Annotated in this window: 28 protein-coding genes and 1 tRNA gene; 14 read left to right on the top strand and 15 right to left on the bottom strand. The window is 62.2% G+C overall.

What is annotated here, in order from left to right; translation table 11 throughout:
- Window positions 1-23: 23 nt before the first annotated feature.
- Complete coding sequence (gene mazG / locus MESOP_RS22395) at window positions 24-848, bottom strand: nucleoside triphosphate pyrophosphohydrolase (RefSeq protein ID WP_013895625.1); 825 nt, start codon at window positions 846-848, stop codon at window positions 24-26.
- 182 nt (window positions 849-1,030) lie between these two features.
- Window positions 1,031-2,215, bottom strand: coding sequence for an amino acid aminotransferase (locus MESOP_RS22390; RefSeq protein ID WP_041164955.1), 1,185 nt, complete (start codon window positions 2,213-2,215; stop codon window positions 1,031-1,033).
- 254 nt (window positions 2,216-2,469) lie between these two features.
- Here MESOP_RS22390 and MESOP_RS22385 point away from each other — a divergent pair, with 254 nt between their 5' ends.
- The 7 genes from MESOP_RS22385 (at window position 2,470) to MESOP_RS22355 (ending at window position 8,481) form a co-directional block, all read left to right on the top strand.
- Window positions 2,470-3,003, top strand: coding sequence for a sigma-70 family RNA polymerase sigma factor (locus tag MESOP_RS22385; RefSeq protein WP_041164234.1), 534 nt, complete (start codon window positions 2,470-2,472; stop codon window positions 3,001-3,003).
- A complete protein-coding gene (locus MESOP_RS22380) occupies window positions 3,000-3,776 on the top strand; it encodes an anti-sigma factor family protein (protein ID WP_013895622.1) in 777 nt (258 codons plus the stop codon). The genes MESOP_RS22385 and MESOP_RS22380 overlap by 4 nt, the downstream gene beginning before the upstream one ends.
- Before the next feature lie 23 nt (window positions 3,777-3,799).
- Entirely contained in the window at window positions 3,800-4,516 is a 717-nt protein-coding gene (locus MESOP_RS22375) for a Bax inhibitor-1/YccA family protein (protein WP_013895621.1), read from the top strand.
- A 156-nt stretch (window positions 4,517-4,672) separates the two neighbouring features.
- Entirely contained in the window at window positions 4,673-5,554 is an 882-nt protein-coding gene (locus MESOP_RS22370) for an aldose 1-epimerase family protein (RefSeq protein WP_013895620.1), read from the top strand.
- Window positions 5,555-5,597: 43 nt separating this feature from the next.
- Window positions 5,598-6,377 carry a pyrroline-5-carboxylate reductase gene (locus tag MESOP_RS22365; RefSeq protein ID WP_041164233.1) on the top strand — a complete coding sequence of 260 codons (780 nt, stop codon included), beginning with the start codon at window positions 5,598-5,600 and terminating at the stop codon, window positions 6,375-6,377.
- Window positions 6,378-6,548: 171 nt separating this feature from the next.
- Window positions 6,549-7,511 (top strand): PLP-dependent cysteine synthase family protein, encoded by a 963-nt coding sequence (locus MESOP_RS22360; protein WP_013895618.1) that lies wholly within the window; start codon window positions 6,549-6,551, stop codon window positions 7,509-7,511.
- Window positions 7,512-7,719: 208 nt separating this feature from the next.
- Window positions 7,720-8,481, top strand: a complete 762-nt coding sequence (locus MESOP_RS22355) for a GNAT family N-acetyltransferase (RefSeq protein ID WP_041164232.1) — start codon at window positions 7,720-7,722, stop codon at window positions 8,479-8,481.
- 13 nt (window positions 8,482-8,494) lie between these two features.
- Here the strand turns inward: MESOP_RS22355 and MESOP_RS22350 are convergent, their stop codons facing one another.
- From MESOP_RS22350 to MESOP_RS22320, 7 genes are all read right to left on the bottom strand, one after another.
- Window positions 8,495-9,313, bottom strand: a complete 819-nt coding sequence (locus tag MESOP_RS22350; RefSeq protein ID WP_013895616.1) for an MBL fold metallo-hydrolase — start codon at window positions 9,311-9,313, stop codon at window positions 8,495-8,497.
- Window positions 9,314-9,316: 3 nt separating this feature from the next.
- Window positions 9,317-10,111: a TatD family hydrolase gene (locus MESOP_RS22345; protein WP_013895615.1), complete on the bottom strand. Its 795-nt coding sequence runs from the start codon at window positions 10,109-10,111 to the stop codon at window positions 9,317-9,319.
- Window positions 10,111-11,664: a methionine--tRNA ligase gene (metG, locus tag MESOP_RS22340; protein ID WP_013895614.1), complete on the bottom strand. Its 1,554-nt coding sequence runs from the start codon at window positions 11,662-11,664 to the stop codon at window positions 10,111-10,113. The genes MESOP_RS22345 and metG overlap by 1 nt, the downstream gene beginning before the upstream one ends.
- 83 nt (window positions 11,665-11,747) lie before the next feature.
- On the bottom strand, window positions 11,748-12,803 hold the full coding sequence (locus tag MESOP_RS22335; protein WP_013895613.1) for a DNA polymerase III subunit delta': 1,056 nt from the start codon (window positions 12,801-12,803) through the stop codon (window positions 11,748-11,750).
- Entirely contained in the window at window positions 12,800-13,474 is a 675-nt protein-coding gene (gene tmk, locus MESOP_RS22330; RefSeq protein WP_013895612.1) for a dTMP kinase, read from the bottom strand. Before tmk ends, MESOP_RS22335 begins: the two co-directional genes overlap by 4 nt.
- An 82-nt stretch (window positions 13,475-13,556) precedes the next feature.
- Entirely contained in the window at window positions 13,557-14,720 is a 1,164-nt protein-coding gene (locus MESOP_RS22325) for a D-alanyl-D-alanine carboxypeptidase family protein (protein WP_013895611.1), read from the bottom strand.
- A gap of 128 nt (window positions 14,721-14,848) precedes the next feature.
- Window positions 14,849-16,078 (bottom strand): septal ring lytic transglycosylase RlpA family protein, encoded by a 1,230-nt coding sequence (locus MESOP_RS22320; RefSeq protein WP_013895610.1) that lies wholly within the window; start codon window positions 16,076-16,078, stop codon window positions 14,849-14,851.
- 396 nt (window positions 16,079-16,474) lie between these two features.
- On the opposite strand from MESOP_RS22320, the gene MESOP_RS22315 reads away from it, so the two are divergent.
- A complete protein-coding gene (locus MESOP_RS22315) occupies window positions 16,475-16,975 on the top strand; it encodes a hypothetical protein (RefSeq protein WP_140569814.1) in 501 nt (166 codons plus the stop codon).
- Between the two features lie 462 nt (window positions 16,976-17,437).
- Here the strand turns inward: MESOP_RS22315 and MESOP_RS33955 are convergent, their stop codons facing one another.
- Both MESOP_RS33955 and MESOP_RS22305 read right to left on the bottom strand, forming a co-directional pair.
- The gene (locus MESOP_RS33955) at window positions 17,438-17,683 is read right to left on the bottom strand and encodes a hypothetical protein (RefSeq protein ID WP_013895608.1); all 246 of its coding nucleotides are present in this window, start codon (window positions 17,681-17,683) and stop codon (window positions 17,438-17,440) included.
- A gap of 85 nt (window positions 17,684-17,768) precedes the next feature.
- Window positions 17,769-18,029, bottom strand: coding sequence for a hypothetical protein (locus tag MESOP_RS22305; protein WP_013895607.1), 261 nt, complete (start codon window positions 18,027-18,029; stop codon window positions 17,769-17,771).
- A gap of 376 nt (window positions 18,030-18,405) precedes the next feature.
- Here MESOP_RS22305 and MESOP_RS22300 point away from each other — a divergent pair.
- A tRNA-Ser gene (locus MESOP_RS22300) sits at window positions 18,406-18,495 on the top strand.
- A 36-nt stretch (window positions 18,496-18,531) separates the two neighbouring features.
- On the opposite strand, the gene MESOP_RS22295 is transcribed toward MESOP_RS22300, so the two are convergent.
- The 3 genes from MESOP_RS22295 to MESOP_RS36040 are packed head-to-tail and all read right to left on the bottom strand — an operon-like array spanning window position 18,532 to window position 19,754.
- Window positions 18,532-18,927, bottom strand: a complete 396-nt coding sequence (locus tag MESOP_RS22295) for an MAPEG family protein (protein ID WP_245264941.1) — start codon at window positions 18,925-18,927, stop codon at window positions 18,532-18,534.
- A 33-nt stretch (window positions 18,928-18,960) separates the two neighbouring features.
- Window positions 18,961-19,440, bottom strand: coding sequence for an SRPBCC family protein (locus MESOP_RS36045; protein ID WP_013895605.1), 480 nt, complete (start codon window positions 19,438-19,440; stop codon window positions 18,961-18,963).
- Window positions 19,437-19,754, bottom strand: a complete 318-nt coding sequence (locus MESOP_RS36040) for an ArsR/SmtB family transcription factor (protein WP_013895604.1) — start codon at window positions 19,752-19,754, stop codon at window positions 19,437-19,439. Before MESOP_RS36040 ends, MESOP_RS36045 begins: the two co-directional genes overlap by 4 nt.
- 321 nt (window positions 19,755-20,075) lie before the next feature.
- Here MESOP_RS36040 and MESOP_RS22280 point away from each other — a divergent pair, with 321 nt between their 5' ends.
- The gene (locus MESOP_RS22280; RefSeq protein WP_013895603.1) at window positions 20,076-20,615 is read left to right on the top strand and encodes a DnaJ domain-containing protein; all 540 of its coding nucleotides are present in this window, start codon (window positions 20,076-20,078) and stop codon (window positions 20,613-20,615) included.
- A gap of 77 nt (window positions 20,616-20,692) precedes the next feature.
- Here the strand turns inward: MESOP_RS22280 and MESOP_RS22275 are convergent, their stop codons facing one another.
- Window positions 20,693-20,926, bottom strand: coding sequence for a hypothetical protein (locus MESOP_RS22275; RefSeq protein ID WP_013895602.1), 234 nt, complete (start codon window positions 20,924-20,926; stop codon window positions 20,693-20,695).
- A gap of 340 nt (window positions 20,927-21,266) precedes the next feature.
- Here MESOP_RS22275 and MESOP_RS22270 point away from each other — a divergent pair, with 340 nt between their 5' ends.
- The 4 genes from MESOP_RS22270 to MESOP_RS22255 all read left to right on the top strand — a co-directional run bounded on the left by MESOP_RS22270 (window position 21,267) and on the right by MESOP_RS22255 (window position 24,215).
- The gene (locus MESOP_RS22270) at window positions 21,267-22,130 is read left to right on the top strand and encodes a sterol desaturase family protein (RefSeq protein ID WP_083833390.1); all 864 of its coding nucleotides are present in this window, start codon (window positions 21,267-21,269) and stop codon (window positions 22,128-22,130) included.
- Window positions 22,131-22,197: 67 nt separating this feature from the next.
- Window positions 22,198-22,896 carry a DUF2161 domain-containing phosphodiesterase gene (locus tag MESOP_RS22265; protein ID WP_013895600.1) on the top strand — a complete coding sequence of 233 codons (699 nt, stop codon included), beginning with the start codon at window positions 22,198-22,200 and terminating at the stop codon, window positions 22,894-22,896.
- Between the two features lie 56 nt (window positions 22,897-22,952).
- On the top strand, window positions 22,953-23,360 hold the full coding sequence (locus MESOP_RS22260) for a DUF930 domain-containing protein (protein ID WP_032927719.1): 408 nt from the start codon (window positions 22,953-22,955) through the stop codon (window positions 23,358-23,360).
- Window positions 23,361-23,525: 165 nt separating this feature from the next.
- Window positions 23,526-24,215, top strand: a complete 690-nt coding sequence (locus tag MESOP_RS22255) for a TerC family protein (RefSeq protein ID WP_013895598.1) — start codon at window positions 23,526-23,528, stop codon at window positions 24,213-24,215.
- Window positions 24,216-24,231: the final 16 nt, after the last annotated feature.

The following is a 24,231-nucleotide window of genomic DNA, read 5'->3' as shown; positions in this document are numbered from 1 at the left end:
CGTCTGGAATTACCTCTATAGGCTCATTTCACGCTTTTTGCTTCCTGCCAGAGCGCTTCCATCTCGGGCAGGGTCGCCTTCTCCAGCGTGCTGCCGGATTTCTCCAGGGCCTGCTCGACATAGTGGAAGCGCGACCGGAATTTTTCGTTGGTGCCGCTGAGCGCGGCTTCCGAATCGAGCTTGAGGTGACGGCCGAGATTGACGACCGCGAACAGCATGTCGCCGAACTCGTCCTTGATCGACGCCGTATCGCCCTTGGCCAGCGCCTCGCGCAGCTCGCCGATCTCTTCCTCGATCTTGTCGAGGATGGGCGCTGCCTCGCTCCAGTCGAAGCCGACACGGGCAGCCTTCTCCTGAAGCTTCAGCGCCCGCGTCAGCGCGGGCAGGGCGACCGGAACGCTGTCCAGGAACCCTCTGCCATTGTCTTCCGGGTCGAGGCCGCGCGCCAGGCGGGCGTCTCGTTTCTCAGCCTTCTCCTGCGCCTTGATCTTCTCCCACATGCCCTTTGCCATGCCGGCGCTGCGGGCCCTCTCGTCGCCGAAGACATGCGGATGGCGGCGGATCATCTTGGTTGTGATCGCCTGGACCACATCCGGAAAGGCGAACGCGCCGGTCTCCTCGGCCATCTGTGCGTGGTAGACGACCTGCAGCAGGAGATCGCCGAGCTCGTCGCGCAGATCGTCGAGGTCGCCCCGCGCGATGGCATCCGCCACCTCATAGGCTTCCTCGATCGTATAGGGGGCGATGGTCGCGAAATCCTGCTCGATGTCCCACGGACAGCCGGTCTTCGGCGCGCGCAGCGCCGCCATGATCTCGATCAGGCGTGAAATGTCTTTCGATGGCGTCATCTAGAGCTATTCCAGGAAAAGTGTGAAACGGTTTTCCGTCCGGAATTGCGTCAAAACGGAGAGCTAGAACGGTTCTGTGTTTTCGTGAAACGCAGAACCATTCTAGCGGATGCTAACCCGCCGCCGGTCGCGCGGCCAACGCCGTCAGTCGGCGAGGGCGCCTTGTCCACAGCTGAGCCGCTTCAGTCGAGCACGGAAACGATCGCCTTGGCGAGGTCGTCCATGCTGTCCTCGGGCAGCCCGGCGACATTGATGCGGCTGTCGCCGACCATGTAGATGCCATGCTCGGCACGCAGCCGCTCGACCTGCGCTTCCGTGAGGCCAAGCCGCGAGAACATGCCGCGATGGCTGGCGACGAAGTCGAAGCGGTCGGAGTTGGACTGCCGGCGCAGCGCCTCGGCGAACTGGACACGCAGCCTCAGCATGCGCAGGCGCATCTCTTCGAGCTCGGCTTCCCAGTCGGCGCGCAAATCGGCGTCCTCCAGCACGATGCGCACCGCCGCGGCTCCGTGGTCCGGCGGCATCGAATACATGGCGCGCGCTGCCGACAGCATCTGGCTCATCGCCACATCGGCCTGGGCGCCGTCCTTGGCCAGGATCATCGCCGCGCCGACGCGGTCGCGGTAAACGGCAAAGTTCTTCGAGCAACTCGACGCGACGACCATTTCCGGAACCTTAGCGGCCAGCAGCCGCAAGCCCAGCGCGTCGGCCTCGAGGCCATCGCCAAAGCCCTGATAGGCGATGTCGACGAACGGCAGCAGGCCGCGCTCGACGACCAGGCCGGTGACGGCCTCCCACTGGGCCGCGTCCAGATTGGCGCCGGTCGGATTGTGGCAGCAGCCATGCAGCAGCACCACGTCGCCGCTTTTGGCCGTCCGCAGCGCCGCCAGCATGTCGTCGAAGCGCACAGTGCCTGTCCCGGCATCGAAATAGGGGTATTCACGGATCTGCAGGCCGGCGGCGCGCATCACCGGCATATGGTTTGGCCAGGTCGGATCCGACAGCCAGACCGTTGCATCCGAACGCGTCCGCTTGAGCAATTCCGCCACCAGCCGCAGCGCACCTGAGCCGCCCGGCGCCTGCGCCGCGCGGATGCGCGTCATGTCCGCGCCGGGGCCGAAGGCGAGCTTGGCCATCACCGTGTTGAAGCCGGTATCGCCGGCAAGGCCGAGATAGGTCTTGGTATCCTGGCTGTTCAGGAGGCGCTTTTCCGCCTCACGCACAGCACGCATCACCGGCGTCTTGCCGTCGCGATCCTTGTAGACGCCAACGCCGAGGTCGACCTTGTTGGGGCGCGGATCGGCGCGATAGAGGCCGATCAGGGCAAGGATCTTGTCGGCGGGAGCGGGCTGCAGGTCTTCGAACATCATTATGGTTCCGTTGGCGCGGCGGAGTGATACTGAAATCGAGCCCGCTTCACCAGCGGTTTCGGTTAAAACAAAGGCAAAAGCGACATTTGGCGATGCCACTTGTTGCGCCGCGAGATCGGCATCGGACAAACAGGACGGTTGCCCGGTTTTGCCGGTGAGGCGAGGGCCGCCGAGAACGATACCCCAGGCGGACCCAGCGAAAAAATTGGCAGGGACCGGATTAAAATCCCCACATGCTCCGTAAACAGGGCATGAAACGGTCGATGCCACGCTTTGACATCATAGGACAGCTCGGCTCGCTGCGGCGCTACGCCCGTTCGCTGACGCGCGACGGCGCGGACGCCGAGGATCTGGTGCATGACGCGCTGGTGCGCGCCTATGAGCGGCGCGGCACGTTCCGCTCCGGCGGCAATTTGCGCGCCTGGCTGCTGTCGATCGTCCACAACACGTTCATCGACCGCATGCGCTCGCGTCGCTCGGAAGCCGCGCGCATCGAACAGGCAGGATATCTGGCCGACGGCAGCACGCCGGCGCCGCAGGAGCATTCGGTGCGCCTGGCGCAAGTGCGCGACGCTTTTTTCAGTTTGCCGGAAGAGCAGCGTTCGGCGCTGCATCTGGTCGCCATCGAGGGCCTTTCCTATCAACAGGCGGCCGATGCCATCGGTGTGCCGCTGGGAACGCTGATGTCGCGTATCGGCAGGGCCCGGGCAGCACTTCGTCAGATGGAAGACGCAGCCCCGGCGCGCGGCAAAAATCATCTCAGGATCGTGGGAGGCGAGTCATGACGACCGCTGCAGTCGACCCCGTCACCGACATCGATCTCGACGCTTATGTCGACGACCAGATCGACGTCACGCGCCGCATCGAGGTCGAGGCTTTTCTGTCGGCCCGTCCGGAAGCGGCGGCGCGCGTGATGTCTGATCTGCGGACCCGCGACGAGCTGCGCGTGGCGCTTGCCGGCTCCAAGGGCATGGCGCGGCCGGCGACCGCTGACGCCGCGCGGCGGCTGGAGAGGGGGCTTGCCCGAGGGCGCATCTTCGGCGTGCTGCAGCGTGCGGCGGCGGTGGCTGCCTTCGTCGCCGCCGGCTGGCTGGCAAACGGCATTGTCGGCCCGATGTCGGTGACCAAGGTCGTCGCTTCGCCGCAGCCGCCGGCCTATGTCGAAGAGGCGGTGCGGGCGCACAGGACGACGCTGGTGCGCGAAACCATGCCCTCGCAGCCCGAGGCGCCCAATTACGACGCCGGCGAGATCCGCGCCGCGACCGCCATTGTCATGCCGTCGCTGCCCAAGGACTGGAAAGTGCGCGACGTGCAGATCTATCCGTCGCGCTTCGGTCCAAGTGTCGAGATGGCTGTCGATACCGGCGATATGGGACTGGTGTCGCTGTTCGCCATCCGGCCGGGAACCTTCGATGTCGTCAAGCCGACCGTCGCGCCCTCGGGCGACATTGCCTCGGCCTATTTCCAGATCGGCGAGGTCGCTTACGCGGTGGTCGCGAAAAGCGACGTCCACGACCTCGACCGTGCCGCCGAGATGCTCGCCAGAACGCTTTACTGACCGATCCACAAAGGAGAACTCAAATGAATACGCCCAATCTGGGATATCGCGTCGGTACCGGCGCCCAAACCGGAGCCGCCTTCGACGAGGGCCTGCGCCAGCATATGCTGCGCGTCTACAACTATATGGGCCTTGGCCTCGTGGTCACTGGCCTCGTCGCCTTCATGGTGTCGTCGACGCCGGCGCTCTACGTGCCGATCTTCTCCAGCCCGCTGAAATGGGTGGTGATGCTGGCGCCGCTGGCCTTCGTGATGCTGTTTTCGTTCAAGATGCAGACCATGTCGGCGGCAAGCGCGCAGATGATGTTCTGGGCCTTCTGCGCGGTGATGGGCCTGTCGCTGGCCTCCGTGTTCCTGGTCTTCACCGGCACCAGCATCGCGCGCACCTTCTTCATCGCCGCCACCATGTTCGGCGCCACCAGCCTCTACGGCTACACGACCAGGCGTGACCTGACGCAGTTCTCGTCCTTCCTGATCATGGGCCTGATCGGCGTGGTGATCGCCAGCATCGTCAACATCTTCCTCGGCTCGACCGCGCTGCAGTTCGCCATCTCGGTCATCGGCATCGCCGTCTTCATCGGCCTGACCGCCTGGGACACGCAGACGATCAAGGAGCAGTATTCCGAGAATTTCGACGGAGAATCGCGCCAGAAGCTCGCCGTCTTCGGCGCCTTCTCGCTCTACCTGAACTTCATCAACATCTTCCAGCTGTTGCTGAATTTCACCGGCGAGCGCGAATAACCACCGTCCGCTATGGGCAAGGGCGAGGATCATCGCCCTTAATGCAGGGTGGCCGGAGGGAAACCTCCGGCCACAATTCGTTTGCGTCCCAGGAGCTTGAGTCCCCGGGAGCTTTTGCTAGTCTGACCGCCGGCCTTCAACACCGTGCGAGGACATGTGGCAGACAGCCAAACGCTTCATAGCGACGGCATCTCGGCTGTTATAGTCGGGCAGGGCGCCGAACTGGTTTCACTGCGGGACGAGCGGGGATTTGAGTTCCTGTGGCAGGCCGGACCGGAGTGGCGGCGCCATTCACCGGTGCTGTTTCCGATCGTCGGCCGGCTGAAGGGCGACCAATTGCGCCATCGTGGCCGGACGTATCCGATGACCCAGCATGGCTTCGCGCGCGACAAGCCGTTCGCATGGGCGCAGCGGAACTCCCGGTCCTGCACGCTGGTGCTCACCGACGATGCCGACACCCGTGCCCGCTATCCCTTCGCCTTTCGCCTTGATGTGACCTACACGCTGGATAGCCGCCAGCTTGGCGTGACCTTCGAGATCAGCAACACCGGTGACGAGCCGTTGCCGGCATCGATCGGGGCGCATCCGGCCTTCAATTGGCCGCTGCTGCCGGACCTGGCCAAGACGGACTACCGGCTGACCTTTGCCGAAGACGAGCCGGCGCCGGTACGCCGCCTGAAGGATGGCCTTCTGATCGCAGCGCCGCAGCCGACGCCCATCGAGGGCAGGACGCTTGCACTGTCCGAACGGCTGTTCGATGACGATGCCGTCATCCTGGATCGGCCTGCGAGCGCCAGCGTACGCTACGCTGCCGACCACGGTCCGGCGATCGAAATGTCATGGCAAGGAATGGAAGAGCTCGGCATCTGGTCCAAGCCAGGCGGCGCGCCGTTCCTGTGCATCGAACCCTGGCACGGTATGGCAAGCCCGGCCGATTTCGACGGCGAATTCGCAGACAAGCCCGGCCTGATGCTGATCGAACCGGGCGCGAAGGGTGCGCTGGGCTACCGGATCAGACTGGAGCAGGGGCGGCCGTGACCAGCGGACGGCCAGCTGGAGAACCAACGCCGTGGGGCATCAAATGAAACTTGGCTTCCTTGGCACAGGTGCGCTCACGGCAGCTATTGTCACCGGGCTCAAATCCGGCGCCGACAATCCGGTTTCGGTCGTGTTGTCGCCGCGCAACGAAGAGATTGCCGCGAACCTCGCTTCCCGCTTTCCGAATGTCCGTGTCGCGGCCGACAATCAGGCGGTCCTCGATGCGTGCGACACCGTAATGCTGGCGGTCCGCCCGCAGATTGCCCATCAACTGTTGCCCGAATTGCGGTTTCGGCGCGACCATCATCTCATCAGCCTGATAGCCACGCTGTCGCGTGAGGAAATAATCGGCCTGACTGCACCCGTGAGCCGCGTGACGAAAGCGTTGCCCATGCCGATGATCGCTCATCGGTTGGGGGCGACGATCATTTACCCGCCTGATCCGGGCGTGAGGGCATTGCTGGGCGGACTGGGGAATGTGATCGAGGTCGACAGCTCGAGCGAGTTCGACGCGTTGAGCGTGGTCACCGCGACCTATGCCACATACTTTAAATACCTCGACACGATTCATCGCTGGCTGGAAGCGCATGGTGTTCCAGACACGAAGGGCCGCGACTATATCGCGGCGCTCTTCAAGGCGCTGGGACACGCTCCGGAGACGGCGCCCGACGCCGACTTCACGCATCTGGCGCAGGACTATGCGACCCGTGGCGGTATCAACGAACAGGTTCTGAGAGAACTCACGGCCCGCAATGTCTTCGACGCGCTCACGGAAAGCCTGGATGGTGTGCATCGGCGCATTTCGGCGGCTGGGGCCACCTGACGGAACCGGACGAGAAGCGTTTGTTGAAGTGCCGGCCCAGGCTGGAGCAGGGTCTCGGGTGGAGGTTTCCCCGGAGCCAAAGACCATGCCCGGCGAGAAGCTCGGGCGCTGTCAAAAAACAATCCACCTATTGGCGACGTATTGGATGCGTCGAGCAGGAGAGAGATGGGTATGGCCGAGACTCTGAATTCTGTCGTTGACGCGATCGGAGGAACCCCGTTGGTTCGACTCGACAGGTTGACAGAACGGGCAGGCGTAAAGGGCACAATCCTTGCCAAGCTGGAGTACCTAAATCCAGGCTTTTCAAAAAAGGATCGTGCGGCATTGGGGATAATCGAGGAGGCCGAAGCCTCCGGCGTTCTCAAGCCAGGACAAACAGTCGTCGAGCTCACATCCGGAAACATGGGCACGGGCCTTGCCATCGTCTGCGCGATCAAGGGCTACCCATTCGTCGCGGTGATGTCGAAAGGCAACTCGCAAGAGCGTGCCCGAATGATGCGCGCGCTCGGTGCGGACGTGATCCTGGTCGATCAGTTGCCGGGGTCAGTGCCGGGGCAGGTCTCGGGCGGCGACCTGGCACTCGTTGAACAGACTGCCAAGAATGTATCGGCGGAGCGCGGCGCGTTCCGTGCGGACCAATTCAATCGAGACGGGAACTGGCTCGCGCACTACCATAAAACCGGGCCGGAAATTTGGGATGCCAGCCACGGAGGTGTCGATGCATTCGTGGACTTCATCGGCTCGGGCGGAACTTATGTGGGAGTGACGAAAGCGCTTAAAGAGCGCAACCCTTCGATCAAGTGCTTTGTCGTGGAGCCCGAAGGTGCCGCCGCCGCCGCGGGTGAGAAGATCACACAGGCCGAGCATCCGATCCAGGGCGGTGGCTATTCAATGCCTGACCTGGCTTTCCTGAAGAACGCACCGGTCGATGGCTACATTCAAATATCCGGTGGCGAGGCGCGCCAGACCGCTCGTTTGCTGGCGCGCAGCGAGGGCATTTTCGGCGGGTTCTCATCGGGTGCCAATGTTGCCGCTGCACTTCGCCTCCTTTCCGGGAAAGAATCAGGGAAGCACATAGCCGTCGTGATTTGTGATTCAGGGCTGAAATATCTGTCGACCGATCTCTGGGGTTGAAAAGCGCTGGTTGGGTTGGCGCTGCAGAGGCGAGGACTGTCCACATCTCCAATTGCTCAAGCGCCGCGTCGCTACGGATAAAAGTCGCATAAGATAGATTATGGAACTAGCGCATTGGCGAGCAGCTGGAAATTGCTGCTGATTTTCATGGGCTTGAGACCATCGATGCGTGTTGCCTCGCGTGAATGGTCAACGCTACGCTGTGCGAATGACGACAGCAAAGCGTGAGATGGATTCGGCGATCGAGGTGTTCGTACATGGATACAGCACCGACAAAAGCCGCACCTTTCCTTATGAGGCCAGCCGTGTCGGGCCATTGTGGCTGATGCGCGATGCCGAGCGCAAGAATCCTCGCGAGTACCGCAGCGAGGAATGGGTCGTCCATGACGTTGCCGCCCAGCAGGCCGATACGATCGTGCGGCAGCATGCGCGGCCGGGTTTCACCATGTCCGTCGTGATCGCGAACGACGAAGCGGACGGGCTGACGCGAACCGCTTACAAGGCTCTCGGCTACCGGCTGCTACGGACGGAAGGCTTCTTCGTCCAGCCATTGCGCCAGATTCCAAGCCCGCCGGCAGTCGTCTCGATCGAACGCGTGCGGACAGCCGAACGGGCAGCGCAGTTGGCAAAGATCGTGCGCAGGCGGCCGATCCCGGACGAATTGCTCGGCGACGGCGCGCCGTTCCGCCAATATGTGGCGGTCGATGGCGACGACATCGTTGGACGCGTGCGCAGCATAGACGCCGTGGGCGCCACGTGGTGCGCGGCCATGTATGTCGAGCCTTCGCACCGGCGTCGCGGCATTGGCCAGGCGCTGTTGTCGAAAATGCTGTTCGACGACCGGGCCCATGGGTCGACATGCTCGGTGCTGGCTGCGACCCACGCCGGAGCGCTGCTATACAATCGCATGGGCTTTGAGCGGATCGGCACGCTGCTGATATTCCAACCGAAGAAGCAAGTGGCCAAATGAGAAAGCGTGCTTATCACGCTGTTTCATAAGGGATTTCGATCACCATGCCGTCATAGGCGGGCTCGATGCCGTCGGGTGTTTCAGCCATCACCGTGGCGTAGTCGAGCGGCACATGCATATGCGTCAAGACAGAGTGTCTGGGCGCCAGCCGTTCGATCCACTCCAGCGCCTGGCCAAGCGACAGGTGGCTCGGGTGTGTCCTGTACTGCAGCGCGTCGATGATCAGCACGTCGAGGTCGCGCAGCCGCTCGACGGTGGCGTCCGGAAAATCGCTGATATCAGGGCAATAGGCGAGCGCGCCGATGCGGAAGCCGAGCGAGATGATGTCGCCATGGATCTGTGGCAATGGCTCGAGGGTGAGGGTGCCCCCCTCGCCTTCGATCACGACAGGCTTTGCGTGATCGATGATATGGGCGTCGACGATCGGCGGATAGGAACTGCCTGGCGGCGTCTCGAAGCAATAGCCGAACGCCTGGCGCAGCCGCAGCATTGTCGGCTGGTCGGCATGGACATCGATCCGGTGACGCTGGTCGAGGACGAAGCCGCGCAGATCGTCGATGCCGTGGATATGGTCGGCATGCGGGTGCGTGTAGACGGCGGCATCGATGCGCTTGACCGACGCCAGCAGCATCTGCTGGCGGAAATCCGGTCCGGTGTCGATGACGACGGTGGTGCGGTTGCCATTGGCCTTGATCCGTTCGACCAGGACAGCGGTGCGCATGCGCCGGTTTCTCGGATTGTCCGGGTCGCAATTGCCCCAGTCGCCGGTGATGCGCGGCGTACCCGGCGACGAGCCGCAGCCGAGAATGGTGAGGCGCAGCAGGTCAGTCATCGTTCAGGCGCTTTGTTCGACAGGTCGCGGCATCTTGCCGAACAGACGGAAGAAATTGTTGGTCGTCGACGTGGCGATTTCAGCCTCGCTGACGCCGATCGTTTCAGCCAACACCTTGGCGGTCTGCGCGACATAGGCCGGCTCGTTGCGCTTGCCGCGAAACGGCACCGGCGCCAGGTATGGCGCGTCGGTTTCGACGAGCAGGCGGTCATGCGGGACATTGGCGGCGATGGCGCGCAATTCGACTGAATTCTTGAAGGTCAGGATGCCCGAGAACGACACATAGCCGCCGAGCGCGACGCCGACCTCGGCCAGCCGGCGCCCCGAGGAAAAGCAATGCAGGATGAAGGGGAAGGTGCCCTTCCCGGTTTCGTCTTCGAGTATGGCCGCCATGTCGTCGTCCGCATCACGCGAATGGATGACCAGGGGCAGCCCGGTCTCGCGCGCGGCGGCAATGTGAGCGCGAAATCCCTGCGCCTGCGCATCGCGTGGCGCCTTGTCGTAAAAGTAATCGAGCCCGGCCTCGCCGATCGCCACCACCTTGGGATGAGCCGACAGGCGGACAAGATCGGCGGTGGTGACGTCGAGTTCTTCGGCGGCGTTGTGCGGATGGGTGCCGACCGAACAGTAGACCTCGTCGAAAGATTCCGCGATTTCAAGGATTTGCTGAAACCGTTTCACGCGGGTCGAGATTGTCACCATGCGGCCGATTCCGGCCGCTTTGGCGCGGGCGACAATGGCCGCCCGCTCCTCGGCGAAATCTGGAAAATCCAGATGGCAGTGGCTGTCGACAAGCATCAGGCGTTCACGCCCGGCTGTTCGACATAGCGTGGAAAGACGCCCTCCGGCACGGGCAATGCCGTGCCGGGCACAAGCGCATGGTCGGCATGGACATGCTCGAAATCACGCTTGTCCGCCGGCACCGCCAGCAGATCGAGCAGCTTCGCGGCCGATCCCGGGACAAAGGGCTGGCACAGCACCGTCACGCGCCGGACCACCTCGGCGGTCGTCCACAGCACCGTTTCCATGCGCTCCGGATCGGTCTTTTTCAGCGCCCATGGTGCCTGTCCGGCGAAGTAGCGATCGGCTTCCGCCACCACATCGAAGATCGCCGCCAATGCAAGATGAATGCCCTGCCCGGCCATGGCCTTTCGGGCCGTGGCAAGAGCCGCCACCGCCTGATCGAGGATCGCGCTGTCGGCCTCCGTCAGGTCGCCACGCTTCGGCACCACGCCGCCGCAGTTCTTGGCGATCATCGACAGCGAACGCTGCGCCAGGTTGCCGAGCCCATTGGCGAGATCGGCGTTGGTGCGATTGACGATCGCTTCATGGCTGTAGCTGCCGTCCTGGCCGAACGGCACTTCGCGCAGGAAGAAGTAGCGCACCTGGTCGAGACCGTAGTGTTCGACCATGGTGAACGGGTCGATGACGTTGCCGACCGATTTCGACATCTTCTCGCCGCGGTTGAACAGGAAGCCGTGGCCGAAGACGCGCTTCGGCAGCGGGATGCCCGCCGACATCAGGAACGCCGGCCAATAGACCGCGTGGAAGCGCACGATGTCCTTTCCGATGATATGGGCATCGGCTGGCCAGAAGCGCCATTTCTCATCTTTTTCATCGGGATAGCCGACGCCGGTGATGTAGTTTGTCAGCGCGTCGACCCAGACATACATCACGTGCTTTTCGTCGCCGGGCACAGGCACGCCCCAATCGAAAGTGGTGCGCGAGATCGACAGGTCCTTCAACCCCGATTTGACGAAGCTCATCACCTCGTTGCGGCGCTCGGCTGGGCCGATGAAGTCGGGCTGGCTTTCATAAAGCGCGATCAGCTTGTCCTGATAGGCCGACAGTCGGAAGAAATAGCTCTCTTCCTCTACCCATTCGACCGGCGTGCCCTGCGGTCCGTAGCGGACATTGTCGGCGCGGACCTCCGTCTCCTCCTCGCCGTAATAGGCTTCGTCGCGCACCGAATACCAGCCGGCATAGCCGCCCTTGTAGATGTCGCCATTGGCGTCCATCGCCTTCCAGATCGCCTGCGATGAGGCGTAGTGCCGTTCTTCCGTGGTGCGGATGAAATCGTCGTTGGAAGCGTTGAGGGCAGCCGCCATGCGCTTGAAATCGGCTGAATTGCGGTCGGCCAGTTCGCGCGCCGAAATGCCTTCGCGCTTGGCCGTCTGCAGCATCTTGATGCCGTGCTCGTCGGTGCCCGTCAGGAAGAAGACCTGCTTGCCGTCGAGGCGCTGGAAGCGCGCCAGCGCGTCGGTGGCGATCACCTCGTAGGCATGGCCGATATGCGGCTTGCCGTTCGGATAGGAAATCGCGGTCGTGATGTAGAATGTGTCGCGTGACATGAATGAACCGTCATGAATGTCTGAATGGAAGCTGTGGCGGTGGATATCGCATCGGAATGGCGATTGCCATCCCGGTGGGGCCGTCACATTCGCATCGCAGAGTTCAGGCGGTCGATCATGGTCAAGGCGTGCTGCTTCTTGTCGAGATTGTAGGTGTCGGTCTCAGATATAGCGTCCAGCGCCTCATGCCAAGTGTCCGACAGGTTTTTGGCCCGAGTGAGATCACCAGACAGCGCTGCCTGGCTCGCCGCGTCTGACAACAAATCAAGTGCACGGCGATTGAAGATGTCGAACTGGATCGCCTGGTCGCGTCCGGCGACGGCCTCGGCAAGGCGATAGGCGCCGCCGACATCGCTCTTTCCTGCCGCCACCAGCCCATCGAGGGTCCGGGCGATCTCCAGCCCGCCATACTGCGTGAGAAGGATGGCATTGCGGGCGCTGCCCCCTGCCCGTTCGACGAGCGCCGCCCGCGCGGCCGGATCGTCCGGTGGCGGCGGCTCGGCGGTTTCCAGCACGGCCAGCAACTCGTCGGCATCGAGCGGCGTCAGGCGCACCACCTGGCAGCGCGAGCGGATCGTCGGCAGCAGGCTGCCTGGCGCGTGGACGATGAGAACGAACAGCGTTCGTGCCGGCGGCTCCTCAAGATTCTTCAGCAAAGCATTGGCGGCATTGGCATTCATGTCGTCGGCCGGATCGACGATGACGACCCGGTAGCTGCCGTCATGCGAGGTCAGTGACAGGAAGCGGCTGACCTTGCGGATCTCGTCGACGGTGACGACGGTCTTGAAGCTTTTGGTCTTGTCGTTCAGCGGACGGGTCAGATGCAGCACGCCCGGGTGCGCCCCGGTAGCGATCTGGCGGAACAGCGGCGAGGCCGGATCGGGAACGGCAAGGCTTTCCGGCGCCTGCCCGAATGCCGGGTGCTTCAGCAAATGATGTGCGAGATGGAAGGCCAGCGTCGCCTTGCCGATGCCGACCGGCCCGGCGAAGATCAGCGCATGCGGCAGCTTTCCCGATCGATAGGCGGCGGCGAGCATGTCCGCGGCCTGCCGATGCCCGACCAGACGAGGCGTTTCGGACGGTTCGGGCACGCCGTCCAGCGTGTCGTGCTGTTCCGGCGCGATGCGTTCGAAGATCATACCGGTGCGGCCTGCCTGTTGCGCGTGGGCGCCCTCGCCTCCAGCGCCGCGAACACGGCGGCGGTGACGACGTCCTCCACAGTGTCGGGCTTGGCGGACGCATCGACGACGATGCAGCGCTCCGGCTCGGCCGCGGCGATCGCCAGAAAGGCCGCGCGGCGCGCCTGGTGGATGGCCAGCGTTTCCTTTTCGAAGCGGTCGGCGCCGTCATCGCTGCCGCGCCGCAGCGTCGCGCGCCTGAGACCCTCTGCCGGGTCGATATCGAAGATCAGCGTCATGTCGGGCATCATGCCGTTGATGGCGACCTGCTCCAGCGTCGCCATGAACGCCGGGTCGATGCCGCCGGTAACCCCCTGGTAGACGCGCGAGGAATCCAGGAAACGATCGCAAAGCACGATGGAACCGCGCTCGACCGCCGGCCGGATGACCTGCTCGACATGGTCCGAACGCGCGGCGGCGAAGAGCAGCGCTTCCATCTTCGGTCCGAATGGCTCCGCCGCGCCTGAAAGCAGGACATGCCTGACCGCTTCGGCGCCCGGCGAACCGCCAGGTTCGCGCGTCAGCAGCACATCATACTTCTTGGCGCGCATCTTTCTCGCCAGCCGCTCGATCTGCGTCGACTTGCCTGCGCCCTCGCCGCCTTCGAAGGTAATGAAAAATCCGCGCGCCAATCGAAAGGGCCTTTGTCCATGTTGGAGTGGATTGTTGCGCTCTAGATAGTCCGCGTTCGGGGAAACGTCCATGCTGTCGGCGTTATCGCAGCCAGCCGATCGCCAGTTCCTTGACCGCATCGAGCGCGCGCTGCGGCAACGTGCCGACGCCGATCGACTCGGCGGCGAAAAGCGGTGTCTCCTGGCTCAGCGTGTCGCCGATCCAGACGCGCAGCGCGCCGACCGGCTGGCCTTCCTCCACGGGTGCGGCGACCGGGCCGTTATAGACGATCTTTGCGGTCAGCTTGTCGCGGTTGGTGATCGGCAGGAAGATGGCGATCGGCCCTTTTGCCTTCAGCGTCACGCCGGATTTCGCACCGCCGAAAACCTGGGCCTCGCCGACCACCTCGTCCTTGGCGAATATTTCGGTTTTCTCGAAGGAGCGAACGCCCCAGTCGAGCAGCTTGCGCGCCTCTTCGGCGCGTTCCTTGTCGTTGGCCAGCCCGCTCAGCGCCGCGATCACCCGCGTGCCGTTGTGGCTGACCGAGCCCACGATGCCGAAACCGGACGCCTCGCTCGCCCCCACGGCCAGGCCATCGGCGCCGATATCCATCGCCAGCAGCGGGTTGCGGTTCCTCTGCGAGATCTTGTTCCAGGTGAAATCCTTCAGGCTGTAGTAGCGATAGAAATCCGGGTAATTGCGCCACAAATGCAGGGCGAGCTGCGTCAGCTCGCGCACGCTTGTCTGCTGGCCATCGGCCGGCAGGCCGGTCGAATTGACGAAAGTCGATGTCTTGAGGCCGATCTGGCGGGCGCGTTCTGTCATCTGCGCGGCAAAATTGTCCTCCGACCCGGCCATGCCTTCGGCGATGACGATGCAGCCGTCATTCGCGGCCTGCACGGTCACCCCCTGGATCAAATCCTCCAGGCGGACGGACGATTTCAGTTTGGCAAACATGGTCGATGTTCCAGACGGGGCGCCGCCCTTGCGCCAGGCGTTCTCGCTCACCACGAAGGTGTCGTCGAGCTTGAGGCGTCCGGACTTGATGGCGTTGAACACCACCTCCATCGTCATCAGCTTGGCCATCGAGGCCGGCTGGATCGGCTTGTCGGCATCCTTCGAGAACAGCACCGTGCCGGTGTCGGCATCGATCATGAAGGCCTGTGCGGCCTTGGTCTCGAAAAGCTGTGCGTGGGCCGGAGCGAGTGAAAGCAGGAGGCCGAGAAGAAAAAACCCGGCAAAAGGCTGAAGCAAGCGAAACTGCATGAAATTCGACCCGTTGGCCGGTCTCTCCCGGCAAGCCCGTGAAACTATGGGGCTTTTTCCAATGCGGATCAACTGTGACGGATCAACTGCGGCGGATCAACTGTTCAGCGGAAAACCGGCTCTCGAAATCAGTCGCGCACGGCCAGCGCATCGGGCGCGCCATGCGACCATGCCGCCTGCAGCATCTCGTCCAGGCCGCCATGGCCATTCGGATAGAGATTGACCGCATACCAGTCATTGCCGTCGAGATCGGAACGCTGGATCTCCGTTCGGCCAAAGGGCTGAAGTGCCGCCGCCACGCGTTTGGCTTCAGCGGCATCGTCGAAGGTGCCGGCGGCGACATAATCGGAACTGGACGGCGACGCCTGCGGATTGGACTTCTTCCATGACCGCAGGATGTCGGCCGGCGACATGCCGCTGTCGTCCAGCGCGGCGAAGACATCGGCACGCTGCACGCGTTCATTCGCATAGGACAGCGAGGCCACCGCAAACGGCGATTGCGGCGGCAGGCTGATCTCCGGGCGCTCGGGCACGATCGGTCCGAAGTCGGGCAGCACCACGTCGCCGAAAGCGGTCGCTTGCGCCGACAAGCCCGGCTGCGCCGCGAACGCCTCTCCGGAATTCGTCAGCTGGCCCGGGAACGGTGCGGCGGCAGCACCCACCGGCAGGCTCGGCGACGGTCCGTTCATGGCCACCATGACACCGGTTGGCAAGCCGTCCGACGGATCCGGTATCCTGTTGCCTGGATGGTAGGATGCCATCAGATACTGGTCGTCGTCGCCCTCGAGCGGCGCACGACCGACATATTCGACCTTCACCTTCGCGGTACCGACCTTGGCGTAGTCGAGCATCTGTGCCGCGCGCTCCGAGACATCGATGATGCGCCCCTCATGATACGGCCCCCGGTCATTGACGCGCACGATGACCGAGCTGCCGGTTTCGATGTTGGTGACACGGGCATAGCTCGGCAGCGGCATGGTCGGATGCGCAGCGGTCAGATGCGTCATGTCGTAGACTTCGCCATTGGCGGTCAGCCGACCGTGAAAGGCGTCGCCATACCACGAAGCCAGGCCGACCTTGGCGTAGCGCTTGTCTTCCTTGGGATAATACCACTTGCCGCGCACCTGGTAGGGTTTGCCGAGCTGGTCGCGACCGCCGCCGCGCCGCATGAAGGCAGCACGCGGGCTTGCCTTCACGCCATATTCGGTTTCGGCGAAATATTCCTTGGAGCGATGCCTGGGATTGACCATCCCCTTCGGCTCAGGCTGCGACGCGCAAGCCGCCAGCAAGGCAGCCGACGCGGCAAGCAGCGCAAGCGTGGAAGCGCGACGAAGACGCTGATGCGTCGTAGCCTGCATTTTTCCTGAAATCCCCTACAGTCTCACTCAAAACGCCGTCGTTTGAACATCGGAGGAGCCAAAGCACTCACTCGACAACACCAACGACGCCTTGAAACCCCGATCCTTTGTGCACAGGAATTGTTTATCACGGTATTAACCGATTGTGGCCGGAACCGGGCAAGATTGTGGCCCTCCCATTGCTGTGCCGACGGCCAGCCCTGGACCGATCGTTCGGTAGGTTCGTGGTGGTGCATGCCAAAGCTCGGGAATTGTAATAACCCTGTATATATCTACTCTCGGAAATCATATGTGCCCCGATAGTGCACTTTTCAGGGTTTGCCGGAATGATTGTCTGCCCTTGCGCTGACATAAGCTTTGAGGGAGGATCATTCAGCCTTGGGAGGGGCTGGGGGAATGAAAATAAAATCGTTGATGGCACTTGGTGCCACTGTCGCAATTTGTGGCTGCCAGACTAGCAATCAAGATGACTACATGCAGATAGGATATGGGCCTAGCTTTGAGGTCGCGCATGCTCAATGTGAGATGCGGAAAGGATCGGTAGACCAAGGTTATCTTGCGATCGGATCACCGGCTTTTGTTGCCGGTGCTGGCCTGGGCAACGCTCTCGACAATGCGATCGCCGAGGATCAATACATGAAGAACTGTCTGATCATCAGCGGTTGGAAGCTCGCACCTCGCGGGAAAGGCGCCGCCGCGGCAACAGCCGCCGCGACCGGCGCGCCACCAACACCTTATGGCGTGGCACGCGCGCCTGGCAGTTGGATAAACACTGCCCTGCTGGATTGGTCCGCCGCCAACAACAAATGCGTTGCCGGTGACAAAGCCGCCTGTGCCACTCGGACCAAGCTCGGCGCCCAGTTGAGGGCTGCCGGGGTCAATCCGACGCCGGTGTGAGAGTTGACGGGTCTCCGGAGATCCATCTAGGGATGGAAGCGTTACGTCACCACCTGACGGGAAGCCACCAGGCAACATCTTTGCCGGGGTATTTTAGCACCTGCTTGAATTTCGTCTGAAGCAGGATCATGATGCAATGGGTCCAGAGGGGTAAGACGTCATGGAATTCGCAAGCTGTTATGAGCAGAGCGCAAGCATTTTTGCGTCGTCTGCCTTCCTGGACATGACGGCTATTTTCGTAATTTTGGCCGCGTTTGCCGCTGCACGTTTGATAGCAATGTCAGGCACGGGATCTGTCGACCAGCTTCAGACCGCGTAAAGCCCGGCGCGTATGGCCGGGAAAAGGTGACCGCATGGGGTATGATGCTCTGGGCGGTTAGAGCAACGATGCGGTTGCGGCACGCCTTGCTGCCCGACGTGGTAAATCCGATATCGTCGATCGAGAAGACGATGGCAGCCGCCCTACTCCAAAGGCGGCTCTTCGCTCGGGGGCGTCAAAACGGTGATATCCATTCTGGCGATCGTCGATGCGGCGCGCCCCTGGGCCCCAGGATCAGTATCGCCTGTTTCGGCGACCATGGCCTTGGCGCGATGTCCTACGCTATCTGCGCTTTTGCCCGGCGCAAATCCTTCGCCTGTTTCTGTCTTTGCGGGTTTCAGTAGGGTTTCCGGTGTTTGCCGATGCTGACTTCCAATCGCCGAGACCATGGATACCTCCGCTTGTAAGGCCCCTATTATACCTGGGTAAGCTGTCGCGAGCCTGACCAGAGGGATGGCGCCGGCAAGGGACGGTTCAATAGATCTGCACGCCCAGGCGGTCGTTTCGTCTCCATCGGAGCGCCGCACGGTATCGGGCATCATCCGCCGGCACGAGCAGGATGAAGCGTTCGGGAACAATGGCGCTCGGGTCGACCCTCAGCTCCGCGCCGTGAGCATGCTGGTTTCTGATCGAGCATTTTATGGTCGAACTCTCGGTAACGATCGTCCCTTCCTTCAGAACGGTCTGCCGGGCATGAGAGCGCCGCTCGTTCTGGGGTTGATTGGGATCGGTCATCTCGCTGCCACGACGAACGTCACACGCATGTACAGAACTTTCACAAGAACCGCGTTTCGATCAGCATGTGCTAAAATAGTTCCGGAACACTTTATTCGATGTAGGAGCTCGCCAGATTTCTCGGCCTTGCCCGCACCGTGTGAGGCCGCGCGGAAACGCGACCGCCAGTCACGCTAAAATTCTGGTCATGCAGAACATTTATGCGCACCAACTGTCGGCACAGCAGGAAGGCACCACAGCGGTGGTTGACGCAGCCCTCGATGCCGCTTTACAGGAATGAACAGCGACCGGTCGGGAATGCCTTCGGTGCCAATCCGATGCCAGCAGACGAAAACCCGCCGGACGTGTACTATCCAAGTGATTGAAAAATCACGACGGAGGGATGGCCGAGCGGTTTAAGGCACCGGTCTTGAAAACCGGCGTGGGCGCAAGTTCACCGTGGGTTCGAATCCCACTCCCTCCGCCATTAAATTCGCCAGTTCAGTGTTTTCCGGCGCAATCCCTAGATCGCGACCCAGCCTGTCACGACGATGAGAACGGCTGTGACGAGGGCTCCCGAGACGTACAGGATGGTGCTGACGCTGCCTCCCTTGGCGGCGTTGCCGCCGCGCAGGTAGATCGCCAAATGAGCAAGGCGGATCGCCAGATGCAGCCAGACCAGTGTAGCCAGCACGACAGGTCCGACGCCGACCATCATCGCCAAGACGGCAGGCACGACAAAGGGCGCCAGCGCCTCGACCGAATTCAGGTGTACGCGGTCTATCCGGTAAAGCAGATTGTCGTCGTCTGCGGGGACTATTGGCCCAGACAGGACACCTGCTCGCCCCTTGGACGAGCCCGAGAGAATCGCCAGCAGGACTGAAACGAGACAAAGCGCCAGGATTCCAACGATACTCAACCCATAGGCTTCCATGTCCGACCTCTCAAAATGTCAGCGGGAGAACAGGCCGTGGAACCGCTGCAGATATAGCGGCCAACCTTGCTCGCCACCAACGCCATTGCGTACGCTTTCCCAGCCGTCGCCATGCCGCTCAAGTTTCCGGTGCTCGATCTCGACCCGAGTCCGGTTTTCGGTTTCGGCGGTGAACCGGACTTCCCATTCGCTGGTCTTGTCGAGATCGGTTTCGACCTGCCACCGGGGACTGATGTCCCAGCTTAGAAGCAGGCGATTGGGCGGTTCGTAGGCCAGCACTCGCGCCCATCGGCACTCGCTGCCGTCGATGCCGCGATCATAGATGTTGCCCCCTACCCGACGCTCGAAGACTGTCTCTGCGATTGGCACGGCGAGCAGGTTGTGCTCGCGCGGCTTGAAGCTGTTGAAGTCCTCGGTAAACACCTTGAAAGCCGTTGCAATGGGGGCTTCGACGACGATCGAGTGCTTCACGGATGTAGGTGCGGTTTGCGGGCTCATTTCTGCTCCTCTGATGACCGCTCGACGGCAACCTTGTAGGCCGCCAGGGTTTTGCTCCAGAACCGGTCAAGTTCCGCGCGCAGGCGCGCCAGCCCATCTGGATCAACCCGGTAGATGCGTTGCTTGCCGGAGCGGGTGTCCGCCACGAGCCCGGCATCCTTGAGCACCTTCAGGTGTTGCGAAACCGCCGACCGGGTGACGGGCAAGGCATGAGCCAGTTCGGTGACCGAACAAGGCTGTTCGACCAGCAACTCGAAAACCGTGCGCCTTGTCGGGTCGCCCAGCGCCGTCCAGCTATTCGCGTTAGTGGCCACTAACGCGAAAATAAGTCAGCCTGCCGATTGTGTCAACTTCGTTATGTCCGCAGGCGGCCTTGTTCATTCCCAGTGTCTGCCCTCCATCCGTTCCCTGTACTGATCCGGGAGCCATGGGACCGGCGCGCCAACCCAGGCTCGCGTCCAATGCGTGCTGACCCCGTTCTCTTCTTCTGGCATTAGCCGGCTATCGACGCCGGACCAAAGTCTTGACAGCCGCAAGCAAAGGTCTGACGTAACCGCTTTGGTTCCGCACTTGTCCATTGGACGTTCTTTAATTTAGCCAATATGAATATATGATTGCGTTGAGGGAGCGCCGCTATGTTCATTGACTACTACGAAGTTCTCGAAGTCAGCCCGAATGCCAACTCCGAAACGTTGGAACGGGTGTTTCGTTATTTCGCCATGCGTTACCACCCCGACAATCAGGCCACCGGCAATGAGGCGCGCTTCAGCGAAATCGTAGAGGCTCACAACACGCTCAAGGACCCTGTCAAACGTGCGCAGTACGACATCCAGTACAAGGACCATGCGGGGCTCAGCCGGGAGTTGTCCGTGGAAGCCGGAAACACCAAGGGCATGGAGCGTGACGTCGTCATTCAAGCCAGACTGCTCGCGCTCCTTTATGTAAAGCGCAGACAGGACGTCAACAATCCCGGCATTGGAGATGTCGAGCTTGAGCGATTGTCAGGCTGTCCGCGAGAGCATCTCGAGTTTCATCTCTGGTATATGAAGGCAAAGGGTTGGATCGCAAGGATCGAGAACGGGACGATGGCGATCACCGTCGAAGGCATCGACCGCGCCAATTCCGATCATCGCCGTGACCCGACCACAAAACTCCTGGACCACACGGTCTCCTGAAGCTCGTGCTTGTGGCCGGTCGGGCGGCGTATCCGCGGCGATGAGAAGCGTTGCGGTGCGGCGATGGTCCGATTTGCTCAGTCGGATCTCTGGGTGCGTTCGGCGATGGCAAATGCCTGCAGGTTCCTCGTCTTGCCGACGTCCTGATCCGCATTTGCGATAATCGAAAAGAAGGCCGCTCTCGCGATATCCTTCTTCGAGGCGCCGGGATGCTCCTTCTTGGCAGCCTTGACGAGCTGCTTGGGAGACATGTCGGGCGTGACGACCCTCATGAGGGTGTCACCGATCGCACTCATTTCATTTGCGTCCATGATGGGCATCCCCTGCTGACTGCAAATGCCACGATAGCAAGGACAACTCGCGGCCGCCAACATGGTTCTTGATCAACATGGGCCTTGAAACGAAAAACCCCGCCGGCAGGGACCGGTGGGGTTAGTCCTGGGAGGACGCGCGTAACGCTGCGTTCGTCGACCGCGCGTTCCCCCTATATCGCCCGCGTGCGACACCGATGTGACACGCAGGCGGGCGGCATGCTCCATGCCCGGCATAGTCGGACGCTCGGCATCAAGCCTTTCGAAAGGAGAGATGTGCTTCTCTCGGGAAGCGCAAGCGCTGGAGGCGCTGTCGAAAGACGAGGCGATAGGCGGGCGAATGGATATCTTTGGCATCAAGACGCTGTTGATCTGCGCGCTGATCTTCATTCCGTTCGAACATCTGTTCGCCGAGCGGCCGCAGAAGATCTTCCGCAAGGGCCTTGGTGTCGATCTGCTCTATCTGATGTTCAACGCCTTTATCATAAAGGTGGCCATGGTCATCATGGCGGCGGGTATCCTCGGCGTCGTTGCAATCCTCATCCCGCGATCGGTAACGCAGGCCGTCAGTGGCCAGCCCATCTGGCTGCAGGTTGCCGAAATCACCCTGATCACCGATGTCGGCGTCTACTGGGCGCATCGGGCCTTTCACAAGATCCCGGCACTTTGGAAGTTCCACGCGGTTCACCACGGCATTGAGGAACTGGATTGGCTCGGGGCCTTCCACTCCCACCCGGTCGACGCAATCGTCACCAAGGCGATATCGCTGACGCCGATCCTTCTGCTTGGCTTCTCGGAAGGCGCGATCGCCGTCTTTTCGTTTATCTATCTCGGGCACACGATGCTCGTTCATTCGAACCTGCGGATTCCGTTCGGCCCGTTGAAGTGGCTGATCGCCGGCCCGCAGTTCCATCGCTGGCACCATGCCAACCAGCGCGAAGCCTATGACAAGAACTTCGCCGGGCAGTTGCCCTTTCTCGATCTGGTGTTCGGCACCTACAATGCCACCGGCGACAAGGTGCCCGACAAATACGGCGTCGACGATCCGATCCCGTCCACCTATTTCGGCCAGGTCGGCTATCCGTTCATGCGCCGCAAGAAGCCATCGGATCGCGTCGCGCCAGGCCCCGAAGCCCGGCAGCCGGCATCGACGGAGCACGGCCCGTTGCCGCCGGTCTTGCCCGACATTGGCGGCATCGCCTGATTGCCTCGAGGCCAGGGCGCCTTTCCACGGGCACGCATTTTGCGTCGAATCGGCTAAGTCTTGCGGCATGAACGAGACCTCACTCTATGCGCCGGTGAAGCGGTTCCTCGAAAGTCTCGACTTCGTCGTGAAAGGGGAAATCGGCGGCTGCGACATCGTCGCGCTGCGCGAGGGTGAACCGCCGGTCGTGGTCATCTGCGAACTGAAGCTGCAGTTCAATCTGGAACTGGTGCTGCAGGGCGTCGACCGTGCGGCCGCTTGCGACGAAGTGTGGCTGGCGGCACGCATGTCGGCGCGCGGCAAGGGGCGCGAAAGCGACGCCAGGTTCCGCAATCTCTGCCGTCGGCTCGGCTTCGGCCTGCTCGGCGTGACCGCGAACGACCGGGTCGAGGTGCTGCTCAGCCCGGTCGCAATGGCGCCGCGCAAGAATGCGCGCAAGCGCTCTCGGATCGTCGATGAGCACCAGCGCCGTCGCGGCGATCCGGTCGTGGGCGGCGGGACGCGCAATCCGATCATGACCGCCTACCGCCAGAGCGCCCTCACCTGCGCCGCCGCGATGATGGATGGACCCAAGCGGCCGCGCGACCTGAAGACCTTGACACCGATCGCGCCGAAGATTCTGCAGCACAATGTCTATGGTTGGTTCGCGCGTGTCGACCGCGGTCTCTACGGTCTCACCGATGCCGGCCGCGCCTCGCTGGTCCGTTGGCCGCAGGCTTCGCACGATGAAGCACGACACGAGATTTTGATTGCGCCGACCCCCTGAAAGCGGGCGCTTGCCGAGCATGAAGCGCCCCGCTTGGTTGATTTGTCAGATAAAATATGCTGCTAGTCCCGCCCATGAATAGACCCTGCATGATGGCCATCGCGTCCCTGGCGCTGGCTTTTCCGGCCAGCGCGATGGACAACGCATTGCGTGCCGGACTGATGAAACTCGATCCGCAAACCCGCCTAGAACAGCGCTGCGACGCCGAGGTCCTGGACCGGATCACGCATGACGATCGCAAGTTCAAGGCCGACCGAGTCGTTGCCTATGCCTTCGCGACGCCCGAGATGAGCGCCGACGCGATCAAGAGCTCGGGTGCGGCGTTCCGCAGCAAGGGACAATGGTACCGGCTGAAATTCAAATGCCAGACCGGGCCGGACCATATGGAAGTTCTCCAGCTCCGCTACCGGATCGGTGACGAAATTCCCGAGACCGACTGGGCGAAGTACAATCTCTACGACTAGCTCGTCCGCCGACGATTGCTGAAGCCCCTGTAATGCCAAGGCCATGAAAGTGGTTTTCAAGCGTTGTCCATTGCTGCGTCTTGACGCCAGCGGACCATGCCTTTAGGCCCGTCTGGACAGTCGACGACGAACACTCGGCGCGAACGAGCAAGGGCCTCCTGGTCGATGGAAATATTCACTGCCGCGGGCTTATCGGCTCTTCTCCAGGTCATCGCCATCGACCTTGCGCTCGCCGGCGACAATGCCATCGTCATCGGCCTCGCCGCGGCGGGCCTGCCCGCCAACCAGCGCAAACAGGCCATTCTCGTCGGCATCGCGGCGGCCACGGTTCTGCGCATTTTCTTCGCCCTGATCACGCAATGGCTGCTGACCATCGGCCCCATTCTGCTCATCGCCGGCGGCCTGCTGCTGCTCTGGGTCTGCTGGAAGATGTGGCGCGAACTGCGCGTCAGCCACGAGCAGGAGCGCGATGCGACCGAAGCGCTGTCGAATGGCGACTTCGACAAGGACGGCGTCATTGGCGGCAAGGGACCGAGCAAGACCTTCTCGCAGGCCGCGTGGCAGATTGTCATCGCCGACGTTTCGATGTCGCTCGACAATGTTCTGGCCGTGGCCGGAGCGGCCATGAACCATCCGACGGTGCTGATCATCGGGCTGGCCTTGTCGATCGCGCTGATGGGCTTTGCCGCGTCGTTTGTCGCGCGCCTGCTGCACAAATATCGCTGGATCGCCTATATCGGCCTGGCGATCATCCTCTACGTCGCGGTGAAGATGCTTCTTGATGGCGCCGTGCAGCAATTCCCCGATCACTTCGCCTTCCTGGCGCCCTGGTTTGGACCGGGAGGCGGCCACTAACCGCTCCTGGAGCAGC

Origin of the sequence: Mesorhizobium opportunistum WSM2075 (assembly GCF_000176035.2) — a bacterium.
GTDB classification, from domain to species: domain Bacteria; phylum Pseudomonadota; class Alphaproteobacteria; order Rhizobiales; family Rhizobiaceae; genus Mesorhizobium; species Mesorhizobium opportunistum.
Note: the sequence above shows the minus strand (reverse complement) of the source record. Positions and strands in the feature narration are given on the sequence as shown.